19 protein-coding genes and 3 tRNA genes are annotated in these 20,942 nt (G+C 37.3%); 16 read left to right on the top strand and 6 right to left on the bottom strand.

The window, feature by feature from the left end; translation table 11 throughout:
- Positions 1 to 10 precede the first annotated feature (10 nt).
- From J4O15_RS03500 to J4O15_RS03490, 3 genes are all read right to left on the bottom strand, one after another.
- Complete coding sequence (locus tag J4O15_RS03500; RefSeq protein ID WP_208099709.1) at positions 11 to 1,093, bottom strand: extracellular solute-binding protein; 1,083 nt, start codon at positions 1,091 to 1,093, stop codon at positions 11 to 13.
- Between the two features lie 247 nt (positions 1,094 to 1,340).
- Entirely contained in the window at positions 1,341 to 1,760 is a 420-nt protein-coding gene (locus tag J4O15_RS03495) for an RrF2 family transcriptional regulator (RefSeq protein WP_009219656.1), read from the bottom strand.
- Positions 1,761 to 1,865: 105 nt separating this feature from the next.
- Entirely contained in the window at positions 1,866 to 2,141 is a 276-nt protein-coding gene (locus J4O15_RS03490; protein WP_009219657.1) for a GNAT family N-acetyltransferase, read from the bottom strand.
- A gap of 188 nt (positions 2,142 to 2,329) precedes the next feature.
- Here J4O15_RS03490 and J4O15_RS03485 point away from each other — a divergent pair.
- Positions 2,330 to 2,402: transfer RNA gene (locus tag J4O15_RS03485), tRNA-Thr, on the top strand.
- A gap of 107 nt (positions 2,403 to 2,509) precedes the next feature.
- Here the strand turns inward: J4O15_RS03485 and J4O15_RS03480 are convergent.
- On the bottom strand, positions 2,510 to 3,493 hold the full coding sequence (locus J4O15_RS03480; protein ID WP_208099708.1) for a biotin--[acetyl-CoA-carboxylase] ligase: 984 nt from the start codon (positions 3,491 to 3,493) through the stop codon (positions 2,510 to 2,512).
- 26 nt (positions 3,494 to 3,519) lie between these two features.
- Positions 3,520 to 3,592, bottom strand: a tRNA-Arg gene (locus J4O15_RS03475).
- Positions 3,593 to 3,756: 164 nt separating this feature from the next.
- Here J4O15_RS03475 and J4O15_RS03470 point away from each other — a divergent pair.
- From J4O15_RS03470 to J4O15_RS03445, 6 genes are all read left to right on the top strand, one after another.
- The gene (locus tag J4O15_RS03470; RefSeq protein WP_208099707.1) at positions 3,757 to 4,563 is read left to right on the top strand and encodes a hypothetical protein; all 807 of its coding nucleotides are present in this window, start codon (positions 3,757 to 3,759) and stop codon (positions 4,561 to 4,563) included.
- A gap of 1 nt (position 4,564) precedes the next feature.
- On the top strand, positions 4,565 to 5,590 hold the full coding sequence (gene queA / locus J4O15_RS03465) for a tRNA preQ1(34) S-adenosylmethionine ribosyltransferase-isomerase QueA (RefSeq protein ID WP_208099706.1): 1,026 nt from the start codon (positions 4,565 to 4,567) through the stop codon (positions 5,588 to 5,590).
- A gap of 46 nt (positions 5,591 to 5,636) precedes the next feature.
- Positions 5,637 to 6,257, top strand: a complete 621-nt coding sequence (locus J4O15_RS03460; RefSeq protein ID WP_208099705.1) for a L,D-transpeptidase family protein — start codon at positions 5,637 to 5,639, stop codon at positions 6,255 to 6,257.
- An 88-nt stretch (positions 6,258 to 6,345) separates the two neighbouring features.
- On the top strand, positions 6,346 to 7,923 hold the full coding sequence (locus J4O15_RS03455) for an IS1182 family transposase (protein ID WP_208099704.1): 1,578 nt from the start codon (positions 6,346 to 6,348) through the stop codon (positions 7,921 to 7,923).
- A gap of 186 nt (positions 7,924 to 8,109) precedes the next feature.
- Positions 8,110 to 8,589, top strand: coding sequence for a GNAT family acetyltransferase (locus tag J4O15_RS03450; protein ID WP_208099703.1), 480 nt, complete (start codon positions 8,110 to 8,112; stop codon positions 8,587 to 8,589).
- Positions 8,586 to 9,065, top strand: coding sequence for a GNAT family N-acetyltransferase (locus tag J4O15_RS03445; RefSeq protein ID WP_208099702.1), 480 nt, complete (start codon positions 8,586 to 8,588; stop codon positions 9,063 to 9,065). Before J4O15_RS03450 ends, J4O15_RS03445 begins: the two co-directional genes overlap by 4 nt.
- Positions 9,066 to 9,109: 44 nt before the next feature.
- Here J4O15_RS03445 and J4O15_RS03440 read toward each other — a convergent pair whose 3' ends face one another.
- Positions 9,110 to 10,021 (bottom strand): selenium metabolism-associated LysR family transcriptional regulator, encoded by a 912-nt coding sequence (locus J4O15_RS03440; RefSeq protein ID WP_208099701.1) that lies wholly within the window; start codon positions 10,019 to 10,021, stop codon positions 9,110 to 9,112.
- Between the two features lie 433 nt (positions 10,022 to 10,454).
- On the opposite strand from J4O15_RS03440, the gene J4O15_RS03435 reads away from it, so the two are divergent.
- From J4O15_RS03435 to trpS, 9 genes are all read left to right on the top strand, one after another.
- Positions 10,455 to 10,527, top strand: a tRNA-Lys gene (locus J4O15_RS03435).
- Positions 10,528 to 10,670: 143 nt separating this feature from the next.
- Positions 10,671 to 11,753 carry a 6-phosphofructokinase gene (locus J4O15_RS03430; protein ID WP_009219665.1) on the top strand — a complete coding sequence of 361 codons (1,083 nt, stop codon included), beginning with the start codon at positions 10,671 to 10,673 and terminating at the stop codon, positions 11,751 to 11,753.
- An 11-nt stretch (positions 11,754 to 11,764) separates the two neighbouring features.
- A complete protein-coding gene (dnaX, locus tag J4O15_RS03425) occupies positions 11,765 to 13,315 on the top strand; it encodes a DNA polymerase III subunit gamma/tau (protein WP_208099700.1) in 1,551 nt (516 codons plus the stop codon).
- A 13-nt stretch (positions 13,316 to 13,328) separates the two neighbouring features.
- Positions 13,329 to 13,673 (top strand): YbaB/EbfC family nucleoid-associated protein, encoded by a 345-nt coding sequence (locus J4O15_RS03420; RefSeq protein WP_009219667.1) that lies wholly within the window; start codon positions 13,329 to 13,331, stop codon positions 13,671 to 13,673.
- Positions 13,673 to 14,269: a recombination mediator RecR gene (gene recR / locus J4O15_RS03415; protein WP_009219668.1), complete on the top strand. Its 597-nt coding sequence runs from the start codon at positions 13,673 to 13,675 to the stop codon at positions 14,267 to 14,269. Before J4O15_RS03420 ends, recR begins: the two co-directional genes overlap by 1 nt.
- Before the next feature lie 41 nt (positions 14,270 to 14,310).
- A complete protein-coding gene (locus tag J4O15_RS03410; protein WP_208099699.1) occupies positions 14,311 to 17,451 on the top strand; it encodes a tetratricopeptide repeat protein in 3,141 nt (1,046 codons plus the stop codon).
- Positions 17,451 to 18,143, top strand: a complete 693-nt coding sequence (locus J4O15_RS03405; RefSeq protein WP_208099698.1) for a CvpA family protein — start codon at positions 17,451 to 17,453, stop codon at positions 18,141 to 18,143. Before J4O15_RS03410 ends, J4O15_RS03405 begins: the two co-directional genes overlap by 1 nt.
- Positions 18,144 to 18,156: 13 nt before the next feature.
- Positions 18,157 to 19,806: an O-antigen ligase family protein gene (locus J4O15_RS03400; protein WP_208099697.1), complete on the top strand. Its 1,650-nt coding sequence runs from the start codon at positions 18,157 to 18,159 to the stop codon at positions 19,804 to 19,806.
- The gene (gene trpS, locus J4O15_RS03395; RefSeq protein ID WP_208099696.1) at positions 19,799 to 20,887 is read left to right on the top strand and encodes a tryptophan--tRNA ligase; all 1,089 of its coding nucleotides are present in this window, start codon (positions 19,799 to 19,801) and stop codon (positions 20,885 to 20,887) included. The genes J4O15_RS03400 and trpS overlap by 8 nt, the downstream gene beginning before the upstream one ends.
- Positions 20,888 to 20,942 lie beyond the last annotated feature (55 nt).

The following is a 20,942-nucleotide window of genomic DNA, read 5'->3' as shown; positions in this document are numbered from 1 at the left end:
AACTTTACCCTTAGTTCATAGAACTTTCGATATGCTCTGTGAACATTGAGGTGATTTCAGTTTTATGTTCGGCAACCCAGCCTTCATCATATTTATCAAACAACTTTATATCCGCCTGCGGCTTCATATAATCTGCTAATTTAACATCTGCTCTAAGAGGTCTTACAGTTAAATTCTGACCTACATAGGACTGTACTTGCTCAGATAACATAAAATCAACAAATTTTTTCGCATTTTCCGGGTGCTTGCAGTTTTTCAAAATCTGTACGGACTCTCCCGGGAAAATAGCTCCCTCTTTAGGGAATACAACTTCTACAGCAGCACCGTCTTTTACATAGCTTGCCGCAGGATCCTCCCAGGTTAAACCTACAATATACTCACCCTCTGCAACACCTTTATAAACCTGGCTGGAACTGTTACACATCTTACCGTCCAGATTTTTTAAAAATTGGTCAACATATGCCCATGCTTCATCAGAGAGCGGATCCTCATCTTTTCCCATGCCGTAAAGCATTGCCATCAATGATTGGAATGCTGAACTTGAATTAACCGGATCACCGAAAGCAATCTTTCCTTTCAACTCAGGATTTAATAAATCCGCAAAGCCCTCGATTTTGATATCTCCCGCCAAATCCTTATTTACAATCATAACTGTCGGATCTGCAAAGGCAGGTGTAAAATAGCCTGTAGTATTTTTAGCAGACTCTATCATATTGTCATTTTCTGCAGAAACATACTCTTCAAATAAATCCTTTGAGGATGAGAGCATTGTTTGATCCGCAGCCCAGAAAATATCTCCCAGCGGATTTTCTTTTTCTGATTGAGCTCTCTTTAATAATTCACCGGTTCCTGCAACAACCACTTCTACTTTTATGCCTGTTGAGTTTTCAAACTCCGGAATAACGGCATTGTTAAGTGCTTCACTTCTTGCGGTATAGACAACAAGGACTTTTTCTTCCTGTGCTGCATCAGATTTTTCTCCTGCCTGTGTCTCCACAGCGGAAGTGTCTTTTGTCTCAGTCTTACCGGAGCAAGCTGCCAGACCTAAAGACAGAACCGAACACAGTAAAGCTGCTTTTACTATCTTTTTCATCATTTTCCTCCTAAATTTTTGAATAAAATTCGTTTTATATTTACTTAGAGTTTAACAGTTTTGCAGGAGAAATATAACCTATTTTAGAGCAAAAAGGTGGAAAATAAAAAATACTCTCTTAAATAAGAGAGAAAACAGCAAAGAAACTGTCAAAACCTCTTAAGATTTTGACAGTTAACATTATAAAATCAATATATAAAAAGTATTAACCTGTACATGAATAAGGTTAAAAACAAGAATCTCCGGCTTAAATTACAAAGTCATTTCCGGGATCTTCCACTATCAAATCGGCTATGGAAATGCTGTCAAAATACTCAATGATCATTTTTGAGAGTTTACCCCACATATCAATGGTGCGGTATTCGCTCGTGCGATGCATACCCTCGGTATCCTCGTCATCCATCATTATATTTTCCTCTGCAATTCTAAGTACCTCTCCGACAGTGATATCGCTTGGGCTTTTGGTAAGCTTATATCCGCCACCTTTGCCACGCAAACCTACAAGGAGTTTGTTCTTTACAAGCAGTTTTATGATGCTTTCCAAGTATTTTTCAGATAATTCCTGTCTTTTGGCAATGTCATGTAATGGAATAAATTCATCCGATTGATTTTCTGTTAAATCAATCATTACAAGAAGAGAGTATCTTCCCTTTGTTGAAATTTTCATAAGATTCACCTATCCTTAATTTATAATCCTATTATAAAGGTAGGTAATAGGTAAATCAAGCAAATAATAAGACAGAAATAAAATAATGCATTAACAGTGTGTATTTTATCCTATATAAAGATCTTTGTATTCATCTTTGTTTTTCTCAAACCACTTTAATGCATAGGAGCAGGTAGCCTTTATCTTTTTATTATTTTCTTTGGCATATTTTATAACCTCAAGCATAAGCTTAGCGGCAATACCCTGTCCACGCAGACTGTCATCCACAAAGGTATGGTCAATAATAACAGTATTATCATCAAGATTCGGGAAAGTAACCTCGGCAATAATTTTGCCGTTTTCATCATTCATAAATATTCTATTATCAGCTATATTAAACATAGTACCTCCAAATTTTTTATTTAAGTAAAGATTAGCATTTAGCGGAGAAATGTCAAGGGATATTAAAAAGTGGAAATGTAATAAGTATAATATAGGCTATATAATGGTGAAAAAGCGGTAGGTAAACCACCTTAGTAGGCTCAATTTATATTGACAGTAAAGTATGTTTATGCTAGTATAACATAGATGCTGCTGTGGCACAGGTGGTAGCGCACCTCATTGGTAGTGAGGAGGTCACGGGTCCGAGTCCCGTCAGCAGCTTGAGTTTAAACCTTGATTTTTCAGGGTTTATTTTTTATATGCTGTATTTCGTGTTGTACTTAAAAAGTGTTCTTAACATAAAAATAAGCAGGTTTTACCTGCTTATTTTATACATAACCGTAGAGTCCCCTGACACTTACTTCTCCGCTTATAATTCTTTTTATCTTTCCGGCGGAATTTACAATTAATGCACCGTTTTCATCAATGCCAAGTGCGACGGCTTGGTATTCTCCCTTAGGATCAAGTATTTTTACTTCCTTACCGATATTTGCAAGATGCTTTTCATATTTTTCCTTTAAGCCGGTCATATCCTCCGTTTTTAGAAAAATATTAAAATTATTATAGAAATGAGAAATAACACTTGCTATCAGTTTTGCTCTGTGCATAATTATATCCGTTTCAAGGAAAAGAGAGGATGCCATATCTTTTATATCAGCAGGGAATTCTTTATTATTTACATTTATTCCCACACCCGAAATAATATATTTTATACCGTCCATATCGGAACTCATTTCCGTGAGTATGCCCGATATTTTTTTTGAATTTATAACTATATCATTTGGCCATTTGATGGTCGGATGAAGAGAGTAAAGCTCCTCTATGGCATCACAGAGAGAAAGAGCCATTACAAGAGTTATCATGGATGACTTTTCTATTGCAATATCAGGTTTTATACAAAGACTCATAAATATGCCTGTGGAAGAGGGAGAACTCCAGATTCGCCCAAGTCTTCCTTTTCCGAATGTTTGCATATCGGATACTACAAGAAAGTCCTTATTTAAATTATCGGCAATTGACTTTGCATAGGTATTGGTGGAATCCACCTCATCCATATATATAATTACGGGTGGTTCCAAAAGTTTATAAGAATGTATATTTTGCTCAATCTCCACCTGATTTAAAATATCGGTTTTTTCAAGGAGCAGATAGCCTCTGTTATTAACCGATTCTATATTGTAGCCGTCTTTTTTTAATGAGGAGATAGCCTTCCATACAGCGGTTCTTGATACGCCAAGATTATCGGAAATGGCTTGCCCCGATACATGCTCTTTATTTGAAAGCAGAATTTTTAAAACTTTATTCTTTAACATATTGCTCCTTACAGTTTTAAAGAAAATGTATCAAGTGGGATTCGAACCCACAATCTTCAGAGTCGGAGTCTGATGCGTTATCCACTACGCTATTGATACAAATAATATTACAAAATTATATCATTTTTCATAATAAATTGATAGGTGATTTTTGGAATAATATTTGATAAAATGATACAGGAGTCAAAATGAGATGAAAACAGTAGAACAGAGTCTGACTCGAAGAGAAGAAGATTGTTTGATATTAGTATAAAGAGGAAGTTATGAAGAATAAAAAGTTAATTATGGGAATAGGTGTGATGGCAATAATGATGGCGGTTTCTACCGGTTGCAGTAACACAAATACAAAAGCAAGTACTGAGGAGACTACTACAGTACCTGAGTCTACAATGTCTGAAGAGGAGAAGAGACTGTCTGATTATAAAACCTATGGTATGCAAAAGGATGCGATTCCGGGCATCATTGAGCTGGTTAAGGCTTATCAGTATGCAAAGGTAAATGCGGATGCCAGAAGAATGTACAATGTTTTTGGAAGAAGCGATGAGGACGGACTTGCGGATTTACAGACCAAGTTAAATGATGAAGCAAAGGTATATGAGTCCTTTGATGATGTTGTCACCTATGTAACAAAGGGATATGAAGATAATTCCTATGTGGTATTTATAAGTTCAAATGTAAAGTTTTATGATATTGATACCAAGGCACCTATGCTTACCTGGGCATATGTTAAGGAACAGCCAAAGGATGCCTTCTATATGGTAGAGAATGAGGAAATGACAGCCGATGAAAGGAAATTTGTAGAGGAAGTTTCAAAGTCTGAGGATATCATAGCACTTGATGCACAGATGAGAAAGGAGCTGGCAACAGCCGTAACAAGCGATATACAGCTTGGAACACTTTATTCCATATGGGTTCAGAATGCTGCCACAAACGAAAGCAGTGCCGCAGAGGAGACCACTGTGGAAGAGACTGTAGAGGCTATTACCGAGGACAGCACAGTGGAGAGTATAACCGAGAGCAGTAAAGAAGAAGCGGATGTGTCCATATCGGAGACAAAGAGCGGAAACTAGTATGGATGTAAAGGAATTTTGGTATGACCTACCGCAGGAGCTTATAGCACAGGATCCTTTAGAAGACAGGGCTTCATCAAGACTGCTGGTTCTGGATAAAAAAAACGGAGAAATCAGTCATAAGCATTTTTATGATATTGTAGATTATCTAAATGAGGGTGACTGTTTGGTGCTTAATGAGACCAAGGTAATACCTGCAAGACTTATGGGTGTGAAAAATGATACCGGAGCTGCCATAGAGATACTTTTGCTTAAGAGAAAGACAAAAACCTCCTGGGAATGTCTGGTAAAGCCCGGTAAGAAATGTAAGGTCGGAGCAAAGATTGACTTTGGAGAGGGTTTGCTCACCGGAACTATAATGGATATAGTGGAGGAAGGAAACAGAATTATTGAGTTTGAGTTTGAGGGTATTTTCGAGGAGATACTTGATAAGCTTGGAACAATGCCTCTTCCGCCATATATTACTCATGCACTCAAAGACAGGAACAGATATCAGACCGTATATGCAAAGAATGAGGGTTCGGCGGCGGCTCCTACAGCAGGATTGCATTTTACAAAGGAGCTTTTGGAAAAAATAGAAAAAAAGGGTATAAGACTTGCAAAGGTTACACTTCATGTAGGTCTTGGTACATTCAGACCGGTGAAGGTAAATGATATAAATGAGCATCATATGCATTCAGAGTTTTTTAATATATCCTCCGAGGCTGCGGATATTATAAACAGTACCAAAAAAAACGGTAAAAGGGTTGTATGTGTGGGAACCACCAGTACAAGAACCATAGAAAGTGCTGCGGATGAAAACGGTTATCTGGAAGAAAAATCAGGATGGACTGATATTTTCATATATCCGGGGTATAAGTTTAAGGTTTTGGATGCTCTTATTACCAATTTCCACCTGCCGGAATCCACATTGGTGATGCTTGTAAGTGCATTGGCGGGAAGAGAGAATATATTGCATGCATATGAGGAGGCTGTAAAAGAAAAATACAGATTCTTCAGTTTCGGGGATGCAATGCTTATAAAATAAAATCTCCACTTTATAAAGGTGAGAATATAAAAAAGAAAGGATTTTTATGAAAGCAAGAAAAAGCATTGTGGCATTTCTGGTTTTTTCCATGCTTATCGGGTTGATGAGCTTTAGTGTATATGCCGCAACAGTAACAAAGGTAAGTACAGGCAGTGTCAACTTCGGATCGGGATTCGGACCGGGACAGCCAAAGGTCGTTGAGCCGTCAACAAGAATCTATGTAAGCAAGATGGCTAAGGAACTCACACTTATAGCAGATAATAAGGTGGTGGGAAAATGGCCATGCAGTCTGGGTGAGTTTTCAGCAAACGGAACCAAGCAAAGACAGGGTGATAGAACCACTCCAAACGGTGACTATTACATATGTGTAAGAAATGACAAGAGTGCATATCATTTATCACTCGGACTTTCTTATCCGGACAAGGCTGCGGCAGACAGAGGCTTTGAGCAGGGAATCATTACACAGGAAGAAAAAGATTCCATCTATACTGCAATCGACAGCAAATTATGCCCACCTTGGAATACAGCTCTTGGCGGAGCGATAATGATTCATGGAAATTATCAAAAGGGTGTACCTACAGCAGGTTGCGTAGCGGTAAATAATGATGTAATGGATATACTTTGGCCATATGGACAGCTTGGTATAAAAGTTTCGGTAGGACCATAAAAATATAGGGGGCTGTGAAATAAGTCCCTAAAAGAAATAGGACCATTCGTTCATGCGAAAGGTCCTATTTTTGTGGTAAAATTAACTTATGACAAAAACTTTACACAACAATTATTGTAATACAAAACAAGGATATTTACCACTGTTTCTTTCAGATTGTTTGAATCTGCTGGATCCTGTTTTAACATTTGACAGATTGATGGGAGGAATCGATTTAAACAAGTATCTGACGGATATTCCGGAGTACACAACCGGACGATTCAGATATAATCCGGTCAACATGTTAAAAACAGTACTTTTCGGATTTATGACTAGCGGTTACTGCTCTCTGAGAGAACTGGAAGACAACTGTAAAGTTAATATCAGGTTCATGTATCTCATGGATCACCAGACTCCGTCATACAGAACCTTTGGATATTTCATCAATGAAATACTTCAAGATAAGATTGAAAACATTTTTAATGACATCAATCATGCTATCTTTAACGAAGAGCATGTGGATCTGCAACATATCTACATCGACGGCTCCAAGTTTGAAGCAAACGCAAACAAGTATACCTGGGTATGGAAGAAGGCTACCGAAAAGTTCCGTTACAAGCTTTACGAAAAAATCACCGCGGAGATTGAGGAAATTAATGCAGAAATCGCATGGAGCGGGGTGCAGATCACAACAAACACAGAGTATGTACCGGATTATCTGAATGAAATCGTTGAGCGGTTGGTACTTTTGTGGGAACTGGATACAAGTACATTTGTTTACGGAAGTGGAAAGCGTAAATCCAAAGAACAGCGTCATTATGAACACTTGACTACTTTCTGTCAGAAACTTCAAGAATACATACAAAGAATAGAAATCTGTGGTCCTAACCGAAACAGTTACTCTAAAACAGATAACTCAGCCACCTTTATGCGTATCAAAACGGATTACATGGGCAATGATCAACTTCTGCCGGCATATAATGTACAGATTGGTGTAGCAGATGAATATATTGCAGTTGTTGACGTGAATCAGTATCGTTCGGATATGGATTGTTTTGTTCCTTTGATGGAGCACTTCAAACAAACTTATGGATTCTATCCCAAGTATCCTGTTGCAGATGCCGGATATGGCTCATACAACAATTATATTTTCTGTGAACAGAACGGAATTGAAAAGTATATGAAATTTCCAATGTTTAAAAAGGAAACTAAGGATAAGAAATATCATGAAGATCCTTTTCGTGCAGTTAACTTCAGAATTGATGAGCAAGGATTCATGAGATGCCCTAATGATAAATCATTCCATTTTTTATACAGAAAAAATGTGAGAGGAAATCAGTACGGACGCAAAGAAGAATTGTATGAATGCGAAGACTGTAGTGGATGTCCATATGCAAAGAAATGTAAGAAGACAGATAAGAATCGAACCGTTCGGATCAATCAGGAACTAACTTCTATGCATCAGGAAGTAATCGAAAACCTAGAAAGTATCCATGGTGCGTTATTACGAATGAACCGTTCGATACAAGCAGAAGGCACTTTCGGAATTATGAAAAATGACCGTTGGTACAAGAGAATTGTCCGAAGAGGTATTCATTCAGTCAAACTGGAAGTTTTACTCGTGGCGATAGGCCATAATTTATATAAATATCAGAAAAAAAAGATGAGAAACAGAACTGCCGCATAGATTCAAAAAAAGAATTTCTATGGGGTAGGGGAAGTGCGTCTTTTTTGCGTATGATTTCAGTCATTTATAAACAATAAGTGCAAAAAGGGAGCTGTGAAAAAACTCAATCGAGTTTTTTCACAGCCCCTTTTTAAATGGAAGGCAGTATATGTTTATATCAAAATCTTTGGATAAAGGAAGTAAGAGATGAATATTAGAAAAGCGGTAGTTTCCGATTTTAACAGAATAATGGAGATATATGCTATTGCAAGGAAATATATGAAAAATAGCGGCAATCCGAATCAATGGAAGGACAGTTATCCCGAAAAAAATATCGTAAATAAGGATATAGAAGATAAAATAAGCTATGTATTGGAAGATAATGGTCATATTTTTGCCGTCTTTGTATTTATAAAGGGCTATGAAAAAAGCTATGAACTTAATTTTCCTTCCGATAAAGAATATGGGATAATACATAGAGTGGCAAGCGACGGAAGTGAAAGAAAAATTGTAAGCCGTATAATAAACTTTGTTAAAAAGGAAATATCACTTTTAAGAATAGATACACATGAGGATAATAAAACTATGCAAAAAGCTGTGGAAAAACTTGGGTTTAAAAGGCTTGGAATAATACAGCTTGATGATAGAAGTTTTAGGATTTTATATGAGTTAAAGGAGGAAATATGATTAGATATGCAAAATATGAAGATTTGGACAGACTCTCACAGATAGAGGCTGCATCCTATCCAAGGGCTGAGGCGGCAAGCAGGGAGAGCATCAAAAAAAGAATGGAAAGCTTTCCCGAATGTTTTTGGATTTTGGAAGAGGACGGTGTAATAAAGAGCTTTATAAACGGAATGACGACAGACAGAAAAGAACTTGAGGATATTATGTATGATGATGCCTCTATGCATGATAAAGACGGATGCTGGCAGATGATATTTTCTGTAGTAACGGATAAGGCATACAGAGGTCAGGGACTTGCAAAAAAAGTAATGGAAAAGGTGATAGAAGACTCAAGGGAAAGGGGAAAAAAGGGAATCGTACTTACCTGCAAGGACGGACTCAGACTTTTTTATAAGGAATTCGGATATGAGGATGAGGGTATATCACAATCAAATCACGGAGATACTATCTGGTATAAGATGAGATTGACATTCTAGTATATTATATAAAATAAACCACCGGCTTAGCCGGTGGCGCTGATTTAGGCGAGAATATCAAGTTTATTTTCATTTATTGCGCTCTGAACATAGTCTACGAAGAGCTTAATCTGAGGCTGAGTCTTTTTTACATTTATATAATGCAGTGAGAAATATCTCATATTTGAATTGTCAAGCTGATAGGCTATTATCTTATCGCTGTACAATAAATTTCTTATGGAAAATTTGGAGCATATACTTATTCCAAGACCATGCACTATCATTTGCTGTATGGATTCAAGATCATTTGTCTGTGCAATAATATCCAGATCACTTTTTTTAATGCCGAGTCCTTCCAGCAGCTTACTTGCTACAAACTGTGTTCCGGAGCCGTTTGATCTTAAAATCATAGGATATTTTAAAATATCCGATATTTTTGCATTGCTTTCTTTGAGTTTTTTATACTCATCGGTAGCAGGTGTGACAAGCATAAGATGATCCGGACAGACCTTTAGAGTTTCACAAAGAGGAGAATTTATATCCTTACCTGTAAATGCAATATCAAGGCTGTTGCTTAATAAAAGTTCTGCGATTTCGTCACTGCTTCCCTGCCATATACTAAAGTGCATATCGGGATGTTTGGTTTTAAATCCCGCAATAATCTCAGGCAGCAGATAACCTGAAGGTATGGAGGATGCTCCGATATGCAGCATACTTGTTGATGACTGCTGTAATGAAAGTACGGCTTGATCCTTTGTTTCCACGATTTTTCTGGCGTATGCAAGGAAAGTTTCGCCCTCAGGTGTGAGAGTGATGGATTTTGTTGTACGCAAGAGCAACTTTTTCCCTAAATCATCTTCCAGATTTTGAACATGTGAACTTATAGTCGACTGTGATAAATATAAATATTTTGCAGCCTGTGAAAAACTTTTTAACTCGGCTGTAGCAACAAATGCTTCCAATTGTCTAAATTCCATAAATTATCTCCTTTAATGCATGTAAACAGTACTCTATCTCTTCTAAATCATTATTATGACCGAATGAAAATCTTATAGTTCCACGGGGATAAGTTCCCAAAGTCTGATGTGCTATAGGCGCACAGTGGAGTCCAACCCTTGTATATTTTATATTTCAATTATAGAATTATTTATCGATAAAGTCAATAAATATAGAGCTGAAACAGTAGCAGGTGGCTGTTATTACAGAGGATGGATATAGGGAAATTTACATTGCAAAATAGTGTATAATAAGGGCTTTATTTTTATAATCCCATAGCCCTAAAACCGGATATATGGGATTGTAAAATAAAGCTTATAAATTTTTTAAAAAAAGCAAAAAAAAATGTTGACAATAACTTTTATATATTGTATTATATCCAAGTGTTCAGCAAAATAAAGAACAAAATAAAAAGCGCCTTTAGCTCAGTTGGTAGAGCAGTAGACTCTTAATCTATTTGTCCAGGGTTCGAGTCCCTGAAGGCGCATGAAGGTCCTACTTGATAGACAGTGAGCTATTGGGAAGGGCTTTTTTTGTTGTATAATGAATAAAATTAGGTTATAATTAAATACAATGCTTAAAACGCAGAAGTGGTAAATTTGTTTCGACTTTGTTCAAAAGGAGCTATATATGCTGAGAGTTGGTATGTTAACCAGTGGAGGAGATTGCCAGGCATTAAATGCAACAATGCGAGGAGTGGCAAAGAGTCTTTACAAATCTGATAAAGAGGTGGAAATAATAGGTTTTCTGGAGGGTTATAAGGGACTTATGTATGGAGAGTTCCGAGTGATGAAACCCTCGGATTTTTCGGGAATTCTGACAACCGGCGGAACTATGCTTGGAACCAGCAGGCAACCTTTTAAACTTATGAGAGAGCCGGATGAAAACGGACTTGATAAGGTAGAGGCTATGAAGGTCAACTATAATAAGTTAAAGCTGGATTGCCTTGTGGTACTTGGTGGAAACGGTTCGCAAAAGACGGCAAATCTTTTAAGTGAAGAGGGCTTAAATGTTATAGGTCTGCCAAAGACCATTGACAATGACTTATACGGTACGGATATGACTTTCGGATTTCAAAGTGCGGTTGAGGTGGCTACAAATGCTATCGACTGCATACATACTACGGCGGCTTCACACAGTAGAGTTTTTATTGTGGAAGTTATGGGACATAAGGTAGGATGGCTTACACTTTATGCAGGGCTTGCAGGAGGAGCGGATATCATATTGATACCTGAAATACCCTATGATATAAAGAAGGTTGCGGCAGCTGTAAATAAGAGAGAAAAAGAAGGCAAAAAGTTTACCATACTTGCTGTAGCGGAGGGAGCTATATCAATGGAAGATGCGGCTCTTTCAAAAAAGGATTTAAAAAAGAAAAAATTAAAAGATGCAGGCAGATATCCCTCTATAAGTTATGAGATAGGTGATATTCTAAGTAAGGAGACCGGTGTGGATGTAAGAGTTACGGTTCCCGGACATACACAAAGAGGAGGAGCGCCAAATCCGTTTGACAGAGCATTGTCCACAAGGCTCGGTGCTCATGGAGCGGAGCTGGTACTTGAAAAGAAATATGGAAGACTGGTAGTACTAAAGGGTATGGAGGTAACGGATATTTCTTTGAGTGAATCTGCCGGAAAACTGAAATATGTGGATCCCGAGTCTGCACTTGTAAAAGAGGCAAGGCTTGTGGGAATAAGCTTTGGTGACAGGTAGAAAGGGAGCAGATGGCTTATACGGCACTATATAGGAAGTTTCGACCTTCAAATTTTGATGAGGTAATAGGTCAGGAAGCTATAACAAGGACATTAAAAAACCAATTGAAAACAGGAAGGATATCACATGCATATCTTTTTTGCGGAACAAGAGGTACGGGAAAGACCAGTATAGCTAAGATAATGGCAAGAGCCCTAAACTGCGAGCATCCGACAGATGCGGGACCATGTAATGAATGTCCGACATGTAAGTCTATACTCAGTGAGACTTCCATAAATGTAGTGGAGATAGATGCGGCTTCCAATAATGGTGTTGACAATATCAGAGATATAAAGGAGCAGGTGCAGTATCCGCCCACATTCGGAAAGTATAAGGTATTTATAATAGATGAGGTACATATGCTTTCCACAGGGGCGTTTAATGCGCTGTTAAAAACCCTTGAAGAACCTCCTTCATATGTTATATTTATTCTGGCAACTACAGAGGTACATAAGATACCTGTTACAGTACTTTCCAGATGTCAAAGATATGATTTTAAAAGAATCGGTATAGATACAATTACACAGAGATTGAAAACTCTTTGTAACAGCGAGGGTGTGGATATAGAGGACAGGGCTCTTTATTATATAGCTAAAACGGCAGACGGTGCTATGAGAGATGCACTCAGTCTTTTGGATGAATGTATTTCATTTTTACAGAATGAAAAAATAAGCTATGATGCGGTACTTGATATACTTGGTGCCTCCGATATAAGTGTATTTAACGAGCTTTTGGACGGGGTTTTATCCGGCAATACCATAGAGGTATTAAACCTTTTAAATAATTCCATAATAGAGGGCAAAGAGATAGGGCAGTTTGTAACGGATTTTCTTTGGTATTTGAGAAATATTTTAATACTCAAGTCCATACAAAATGACAGTTCTCTTGTGGATATGTCGGAGCAGAACCTACAGAACTTAAAGGAAATATCAAATACCGTTTCCAAAGAGACTTTGATGCGTTATATTAAGAATCTGTCGGAATTATCAAATAAGCTAAAGAGTGCCACTCAAAAAAGAGTTGTGGCGGAACTTGAGTTTATAAGGCTTATGACACCTGAGATGGAAGAGAACCTTGACAGTGTGCTGGACAGACTTTCAAGACTTGAGGCAGGGATAAGTACCGGTGCAATAGTGCAAAAAGTCCCGGAAGAAAACCGGATTCCAAAAGAAGAAGTGATTGAACTGCCCAAAGCTACCTATGATGATTTTATGCTTATAAAAAAGGAATGGAACAGCATAGTGGAGCATATCGGTGGGAAAGCCGGAGGTGTATACAAGGAAGCCGAGATAGAACCTTTAACACAGGGTGGTATCAATATTATTTTCTTTAATAAGATGTTTTATGATATGGGAAATAAAGATACCACCATCTCTGATTTAAAATTATATTTAAATGAAAAGTATGGAAAAGATATTGCAATTGAGATTTCTTTAAGAGAAAATAGGGTTGTAAGAAACACAAGATATGTTTCCATTGATGAGATAAAATCTGTTATAAACACAGATATTATTATAGAATAGTAAGGAGTTTTTTATGGCAAAGCGTGGAGGTTTTGGAGGGGGCATGATGCCCGGAAATATAAATCAGCTTATGAAGCAGGCACAGAAGATGCAAAAGCAGATGGAAGAACAAAGTGCAGCTTTTGAAAGCAAGGAGTTTAGCGCAAGCGCAGGAGGCGGTGCGGTAAGCATTACTGTTTCAGGTAAAAAGGAAATTACAAAGGTTTCTATAGATAAAGAAGTTGTGGACCCTGAGGATGTGGAAATGTTAGAAGATTTGATAATGGCGGCTACTAATGAGGCTCTAAGAAAGATGGAAGAAGAACATTCTGCACTGATGGGCGGTATTGCAGGTGGAGCAGGAAAGTTGCCGTTCTAATGGATTATTATAGCAGTCATATCAGCAAGCTTATAGAGGAACTTTCAAAGCTGCCCGGAGTAGGAGCAAAGTCCGCACAAAGGCTTGCTTTTCACATAATAGGAATGTCAAGTGAACAGGTGGATTCATTATCAAAGGCTATAAAAGACGCAAAGGGCAATGTAAATTATTGCAGGGAATGTTTTACATTAACAGACGGAGAAGTTTGCCCGATATGTGCAAGTGAGAAAAGAGACCATAAGACTATAATGGTAGTGGAGAACACCAGAGATTTGGCAGCATATGAAAAAACAGGAAAGTATAATGGCGTATATCATGTTTTGCATGGAGCAATATCGCCAATGCTTGGAATAGGTCCGGCGGATATAAAACTGAAGGAACTGATAAAAAGACTTGAGAGTGATGTAAATGAAGTGATTATTGCCACAAACTCTACACTTGAGGGCGAAACTACGGCTATGTATATAGCTAAACTTATAAAACCCACAGGTATAGAAGTAAGCAGAATAGCAAGCGGAGTCCCTGTCGGTGGGGATTTAGAGTATATTGACGAGGTGACTCTTTTAAGAGCGCTTGAAGGAAGAAGATTACTGTAGAGTTTATTTTCTAAATAAAAAACTTGAGGTTTGGTGCAAGTATGGATAAATATGAATTTAATTTAAAGGTTGAACAACTGAATAAATTGGTGAAGAGCGGAGATTATAAAGCCGCTATGCGAATCACCGATACAATCGACTGGAGTAGAGTCCATAATGCAGGCTTATTAACCACTGTTTCCGAAGTCTATGAAAAAAATGATGAGTATAAAGAAGCGAGAGAAATATTGCTTTTGGCTTATGACAGGGCTCCGGTGGGGAAGAGAGCCTTGTACAGACTTGCCATGCTTGCAATAAAAGAGGGGGATATTGCAGAGGCTGAGGCTTATTATAGGGAATATATCGAGATTTCACCTCAAGACAGCAGAAAGTATCTGATGGAATATCATATTGCAGTGGCACAGGGTAATGATATCAATAAAAAGATAAAGATTCTGGAAAAATATAATGATATCGAGAAGATGGATGAGCAGTGGAAATATGAGCTGGCCCTCCTGTATGCACAGACAGGCAGAATAGATGATTGTATAAAAGTATGTGATGAAATAATGCTTTTATTCGGTGTGGGAGAATATGTGGAAAAAGCTGCCGCTCTGAAGGAATCTACAGGCTGCCCTCTAAGTTCAAAGCAGCAGGAGCAGGTGGACAATAAAGAATATTATGAGGACAGATTAAATACCCTTGCCAAAAGGTATGAAAGCGGAGAGAGGGAAAATTATCCGAATTTGAACCTGGATGATATGAGTGCTTATAAACCCAGAGAGGATAAAAAGACTATGATAAGTCTCGGTGATGAAGAAGAACCGGATGAAAATGCTCCTATAAGTACAGAACTTTTCCCAAAGAGTGTAGGAGTAAATGAGGTGAGGATATCGGAAACAACATTTAAGGGGGAAAGTGTGAACCCGGAATTTGAAGTGGAATTAAAAAGAGCCATTGCAATCACAAATGAAAATCTGAGTAAAATGAAGGGCGAAAGAGATCTTTCATCTATGAGGGAAATAGATGAAGAGGTCAGGGCTCATATGGAAAGGGTGGAGAGGATAAAGCATGGAAGATTTATCAGCCCTCCTGTAATGGCAGAAAGAAGAAAAACAAGAATAAGCAATTATTTTGACAGTATGGGATTGCCGAAAGCTCATTACAACGGAGATGAACTTGATAATGTTTATCAAAATATCCAAATAAGTGAGGAGCAGGAGGATGTAGTAAAAGAGGAAGAAAATTCATTTGAAAATATTCCTGACTATACCATAGATAAAGAATTTATACCGGAGGATTTTAGGATAGGGGAAGATACTTCACAGGATGAATTATCACCGGAGGGTGTAAACTCCCCACAGACCACAGGATTTATCTTAAAAAAGGATGAGCCGGAAGGAGGGAGTGAGGAGTTAGAGAATAATGAACCTGATAACATTGATATTCCCACAGAGGAAGTAGAAGAAACACCTAAAGAGAATATTACGGTTACTGAAACTGCTTCCACAAAAGTATTGGAAAACTATGTTCCGGAAAAAAAAATTCCGATTTTTGACAAAGATGATTTGATAAACAGCTACTTTGATGATGAAGCGGATATGGGTGTACCGACCGTTTCAGCTGTAATGGCAAAAAGAAAAGAGCAAAGAGATTTGGTTCAAAGCAGTGTCAAAAGCGAAACAAAGATGGAAGTGATAGATGATGAGGAGGTATATTACACAAGGGAGGAAAGAACCTTTGTAACAAAAGTAAAAAGGGGTGAAGAGCCGGAAGAAATATTTATAGAGCCGGAATTTAAAAATCATGAGGATGAAGAAATCAAAACCGCTTCAATTGTAGAAGAGGATATTGATGAGCAAATAAAAGAAAGTGATGTAGATAACAGTAAAACAGTAAACCCTGTTGTAGATACTCTAAATGAGAGTCAGGACAAAAAAGAATTTTCACAAGAGAGTTTGGAGTTATTTTCAGATGAAGATGTTGAGAATGACACTGTCGTGATTGAAGAGAGTACGGAAGAAGTTTTAGATGATAATAGGGAGGTAGATTTACCTGTGCACGGAAAAGTTATGAAAGCAAAGGCGCCAAAGTCAAGAGAGCCGAAGGAGTATTTAATGAGAAGACCGGGTTCTATAATGGTAGAGGGAATAACAGAGCAAAAGGCTCTTGAAAATGCTATAGAAGTATTGAGAGAAGTAAATGAACTCACAAAGATAAAGCATTCTGTATTAAAAATCAGGGCAAAAAGCCTTAACAGTAAGGGAGTGATGAACTCCATAGATAAGATAAAGGGGAAGGATCTTATTGTTGTGGAAGCAGGTGACCTTGATGATAACACCATTGCAGAACTTATTGAGTTTATAAGAGACGGCAAAGAAACAGTGGTCTTTGCGGATACTATAAGCGGAATTTCAAGTCTGATAGAGGCAAATGATCTTTTACATGGAATGAGCCTTGTGATGAGAGAGGAAGAAGTACCTGTAAAAAGAAAAAATATTGTTGCAAATATAGAGTTAAAAGACAGGGATAAGGACAGAGAAGAAGCACAGGATAAAAAGGACGAAGAGGAAATTAAGGAGCCTGACAAAGAAGAAAAAGATGAAGCCGCCAAAGCAAGTAATTTAATGGATCTTGAGGTTATAGCCAATATCTTAAAACAGGAGAACGACAATGAGAACTTGCAGTTTGAAATAAAGCCGATCGGAGGAGGGGATACCATAAAATTGTATTCACCTGAGGAATCTGAGGAAGAAGACGGTGAAGATAAGGGCAATAAAGAGGAAGAGGAAAAAGGCATTGAATTAAATCCTGTAATATCCGAACCTAAAAAACCCGAGCTGATAGTATCGGAGCCTGTAGAGATAGAAAAGAGAGAAGAGATAGAAGAGGAAGATAGAGGGGAAACGGGTGAGGACAGTATACCTTTGTCCGTAGATGATTTTATTGCGTATGCACTTAATTATGCAAAAGATATAGAATGTCTTTTATCAAATAAAGCAAGGTATGCGGTTGAGGAAAGAGCGGATTATATGAAGGAGGACGGAACACCTTTAACCAAAAGAAATGCCAGAAATCTTATCGACCATGCTGCCGATTTGGCTGAAAAGCCGGGAGTAATGAAGGCTTTACTTGGATTTATGACTTCTAAATATGATAAAGAAGGCAGACTTATTCTAAGAGAGGAGCATTTTAGAATATAATGGTTTTTAATTATTTGGAGATTTTAGTATTTCTCTTTTTGTTGGCAATGATAATCAGTGGATACAATAAGGGACTTTTAAAAATATCCATAACGATGCTTGCTCTTATTTCAAGTGTAATTGCCTTGAATGTAGTGAATCCATATCTGAGAAATGAGTTGCAAAAAAATACTAAAATAAATCAATTTGTTTTAACAACTATTTATGAAAAAATAGGGCTTGGGGAGATGCATGAAGATTCATCCAATGCAAAAGGCAGGAGTGAGGCAATAGATAAACTTAATGTGCCTGCCCAAATAAAGGATATTTTAAAAAAGGATGATGACAGAGTGGTCTATGAAAAACTCGGAGTATATACCTTTTCAGATTATATTGCAAGCTATGTCACACAGATGACTGTCAATGCGATAAGCTTTGCAGGTTCTTTTACGCTTGTCTGGCTGGTGCTTGGGATATTGTTTAAGGGAAATAAACTTTTAGCAAAGCTGCCCGTTTTGGGAGGTCTTAATAAGACCTTGGGCGCAATAGCAGGTTTGCTTTTCGGATTGACGATGTTTTGGATTATTTGTATTTTCCTTATTGTATTTTCAACCACAAAAACGGGAAGATATATATATAGTCTGATTGAAAGCAGTCCTTTTTTACTGTTTTTATCCAGACAAAATCCGGTAGCAATATTCCTTGGACTATAGATATGGAGGTTATATGAATTCTAAAAGAAGGCTGATGAATGCCTCAAATGTGATAGTTGGACTTTGGCTTTTGTCAATGTTTACAATCTTTCCATTGATTTATAATGATTATTACTATGATATACTGGAAACAAAGTATTATACGGTAAGAGCAATCACCGCAATAATGATTCTTGCATTGATAGTGATATGCGGTTTTGCAGGCGGATTTAAAAACTTCTTTGATAAAGTAAATGAAAAAGGTTTTTCTACCTGGGTTAAAGAAGAATTCAGTATTTGGGATATATGTATAATGATATTTATGCTGGCTACATTATTATCCACTTTGTATTCAGGTAAGGTTATGAGGTATGCTATCAGCGGAGAGAAGGGAAGATATTCCGGACTCCTGCTTATATCATTATATGTGGCAATATATTTTATAGTAAGCAGATTACTTTCCTTTAGTAAGATTTATTTTACCGTATTTTTGGCAGTAAGTATTCCGATATGTCTTTTCGGATATACAGACTATTTCAATATGAATGTAATGCATTTTAAGGATAAAATAAGCCCTGAACAGTGGTCGATATTTACCTCAACCATCGGTAATATAAATACATATACCGCTGTTCTGGCTTTTTATATTGCTGTTGCAGGAACCTTATTTATTACCACACCGCTTAAAAAGGATGACGGTAAGGGTGAGAGTATAGAAAAACTTATCTTTTACTATCTTATAATGCTGATGAACTTCATTGCAATGGCAATGGGTACTTCAGATAACGGATATCTCACACTTTTAGCATTCTTCGGACTTATGCCTTTTGTGGCATTTAAAAGTATGGAAGGTGTAAGAAGATATATACTGACTATATTTACATATTTTCTCGGCATCAGAATTATAAAGATAATCAATACGGTATATGCAGGTAAAGTACTTGGAATTTCAGGCTTATATGATTTTATAAGCGATTTTAAATATCTGGATTTGTTGATTATAGCTTTGGCTATTATAGTTATTTTAATGTATGTTCTTGCCTATAGAAATAAGTGGGAAGAAAAAAATGACCGTCAGAAGTTATTAAAAGTGCTTAGATATATTTGGTTGGGAATAATTATAATATCTGTTGCAGGTATTGTATTCCTGGGAATGAAAATAAATGCAAATGTTGAGCTTGCAAGGCAAAAGTATGGTTCTTTGGCAAATTATTTTATATTTGATGATTCATGGGGAACTTTCAGAGGCTATATCTGGAGAGCTGCACTTGAAGAATATTTAAGATTTCCACTTGTTCATAAAATTTTTGGAAGCGGTCCGGATACCTTTGGAATATATATAGATTTACTCAGAAGAGAAGAAATGATTGGTATAACAGGTCAGTTCTTTGATGCGGCTCATAATGAGTACTTGCAGTTTTTATTTACTTTAGGACCTATAGCTACTATAAGCTATATTTTGGGACTTGTATTGCCGAGTATAAAAGCATTTAGAACCGAAATACTTGAGCTTAGAGATGATGCAATGTTGCCTTTTTTATATGCATGTGCTATGGCGGTAATCTGCTATGCCACTCAGGCTGTGGTAAATTTGAACTTACCTGTAGTAACACCATTTTTATGGATATTCCTAAGTATGATGGTGGCAATGCTCAGAGATAAAGGAGAAGTTGTAAATGGATAAGATAATACTTACAGGAGATCGTCCTACCGGAAGATTGCATGTGGGACATTATATAGGATCTCTAAAAAGAAGAGTTGAATTGCAAAATTCAGGAGAATTTAAAAAGATTTTTATTATGGTGGCGGATGCACAGGCTCTTACCGATAATATGGAAAATCCGGAGAAGGTAAGACAGAATATCATAGAAGTAGTGCTTGATTATCTGGCATGCGGTATTGATCCTAAAAAGTCTACCATATTTATTCAGTCAATGATACCGGAACTTACAGAGCTTACTTTTTACTATATGAATCTTGTAACGGTTTCAAGACTTCAAAGAAATCCTACCGTAAAGGCTGAGATCGGACTTAGAAATTTTGAAAACAGTATTCCTGTAGGATTCTTTACATATCCTATATCACAGGCATCCGATATTACCGCATTTAAGGCAACTACAGTGCCTGTAGGTGAGGATCAGCTTCCGATGATTGAACAGACAAGGGAAATAGTAAGAAAATTCAATTCCGTATATGGTGATACTTTGGTAGAGCCGGAAGCGCTTATACCTAAGGAAGATGCGGCAAAAAGACTTCCCGGTACCGACGGAAAGGCGAAGATGAGCAAATCTCTCGGAAACTGTATATATTTATCAGATGATGCGGATACTGTGGCATCTGCTATAAAGACTATGTATACCGATCCTCTGCATATAAAGGTAAGCGATCCGGGGCATTTGGAAGGAAATACCGTGTTTACATATCTTGATGCATTCTCAAGAGAGGAGCATTTTAGCGAGTATTTGCCGGATTATAAATCTTTGGATGAACTCAAGGAGCATTATACAAGAGGCGGTCTGGGAGATATGAGGGTGAAAAAATTCCTGGCAAGCATTATGGAAGAAACTTTGGCACCGATAAGAAAAAGGAGAGCGGAGTTTGAAAAGGATATTCCTTCAATATATGAGATGTTAAAAGAAAGCTGTGAAGTTGCAAGAAATGAGGCCGCAAACACACTTGCAGATGTAAAGAGTGCAATGAGAATCAATTATTTTGATGATGTGGAGCTGATAAAATCACAGGCTGAGAAATTCGGAAACAAATAAAAATACGGTTTTAATAAAATACTGTGTATTAACAGGCTTTATTTTAAAATCTTTA

It is taken from the genome of Lachnoanaerobaculum sp. Marseille-Q4761, assembly GCF_017565785.1.
Classification (GTDB): Bacteria; Bacillota; Clostridia; order Lachnospirales; family Lachnospiraceae; genus Lachnoanaerobaculum.
Note: the sequence above shows the minus strand (reverse complement) of the source record. Positions and strands in the feature narration are given on the sequence as shown.

Excerpts from the sequence above, each read along its gene's own strand:
- J4O15_RS03445 (WP_208099702.1), top strand. The coding sequence starts at position 8,586 with ATGATTAGATATGCAAAATATGAAGATTTGGACAGACTCTCACAGATA.
- J4O15_RS03460 (WP_208099705.1), top strand. The coding sequence starts at position 5,637 with ATGAAAGCAAGAAAAAGCATTGTGGCATTTCTGGTTTTTTCCATGCTT.
- J4O15_RS03430 (WP_009219665.1), top strand. The coding sequence starts at position 10,671 with ATGCTGAGAGTTGGTATGTTAACCAGTGGAGGAGATTGCCAGGCATTA.
- J4O15_RS03410 (WP_208099699.1), top strand. The coding sequence starts at position 14,311 with ATGGATAAATATGAATTTAATTTAAAGGTTGAACAACTGAATAAATTG.
- queA (WP_208099706.1), top strand. The coding sequence starts at position 4,565 with ATGGATGTAAAGGAATTTTGGTATGACCTACCGCAGGAGCTTATAGCA.
- J4O15_RS03450 (WP_208099703.1), top strand. The coding sequence starts at position 8,110 with ATGAATATTAGAAAAGCGGTAGTTTCCGATTTTAACAGAATAATGGAG.
- J4O15_RS03495 (WP_009219656.1), bottom strand. The coding sequence starts at position 1,760 with ATGAAAATTTCAACAAAGGGAAGATACTCTCTTCTTGTAATGATTGAT.
- J4O15_RS03470 (WP_208099707.1), top strand. The coding sequence starts at position 3,757 with ATGAAGAATAAAAAGTTAATTATGGGAATAGGTGTGATGGCAATAATG.
- J4O15_RS03405 (WP_208099698.1), top strand. The coding sequence starts at position 17,451 with ATGGTTTTTAATTATTTGGAGATTTTAGTATTTCTCTTTTTGTTGGCA.
- dnaX (WP_208099700.1), top strand. The coding sequence starts at position 11,765 with ATGGCTTATACGGCACTATATAGGAAGTTTCGACCTTCAAATTTTGAT.
- J4O15_RS03490 (WP_009219657.1), bottom strand. The coding sequence starts at position 2,141 with ATGTTTAATATAGCTGATAATAGAATATTTATGAATGATGAAAACGGC.
- J4O15_RS03455 (WP_208099704.1), top strand. The coding sequence starts at position 6,346 with ATGACAAAAACTTTACACAACAATTATTGTAATACAAAACAAGGATAT.
- J4O15_RS03400 (WP_208099697.1), top strand. The coding sequence starts at position 18,157 with ATGAATTCTAAAAGAAGGCTGATGAATGCCTCAAATGTGATAGTTGGA.
- recR (WP_009219668.1), top strand. The coding sequence starts at position 13,673 with ATGGATTATTATAGCAGTCATATCAGCAAGCTTATAGAGGAACTTTCA.
- J4O15_RS03440 (WP_208099701.1), bottom strand. The coding sequence starts at position 10,021 with ATGGAATTTAGACAATTGGAAGCATTTGTTGCTACAGCCGAGTTAAAA.
- trpS (WP_208099696.1), top strand. The coding sequence starts at position 19,799 with ATGGATAAGATAATACTTACAGGAGATCGTCCTACCGGAAGATTGCAT.
- J4O15_RS03420 (WP_009219667.1), top strand. The coding sequence starts at position 13,329 with ATGGCAAAGCGTGGAGGTTTTGGAGGGGGCATGATGCCCGGAAATATA.
- J4O15_RS03500 (WP_208099709.1), bottom strand. The coding sequence starts at position 1,093 with ATGAAAAAGATAGTAAAAGCAGCTTTACTGTGTTCGGTTCTGTCTTTA.
- J4O15_RS03480 (WP_208099708.1), bottom strand. The coding sequence starts at position 3,493 with ATGTTAAAGAATAAAGTTTTAAAAATTCTGCTTTCAAATAAAGAGCAT.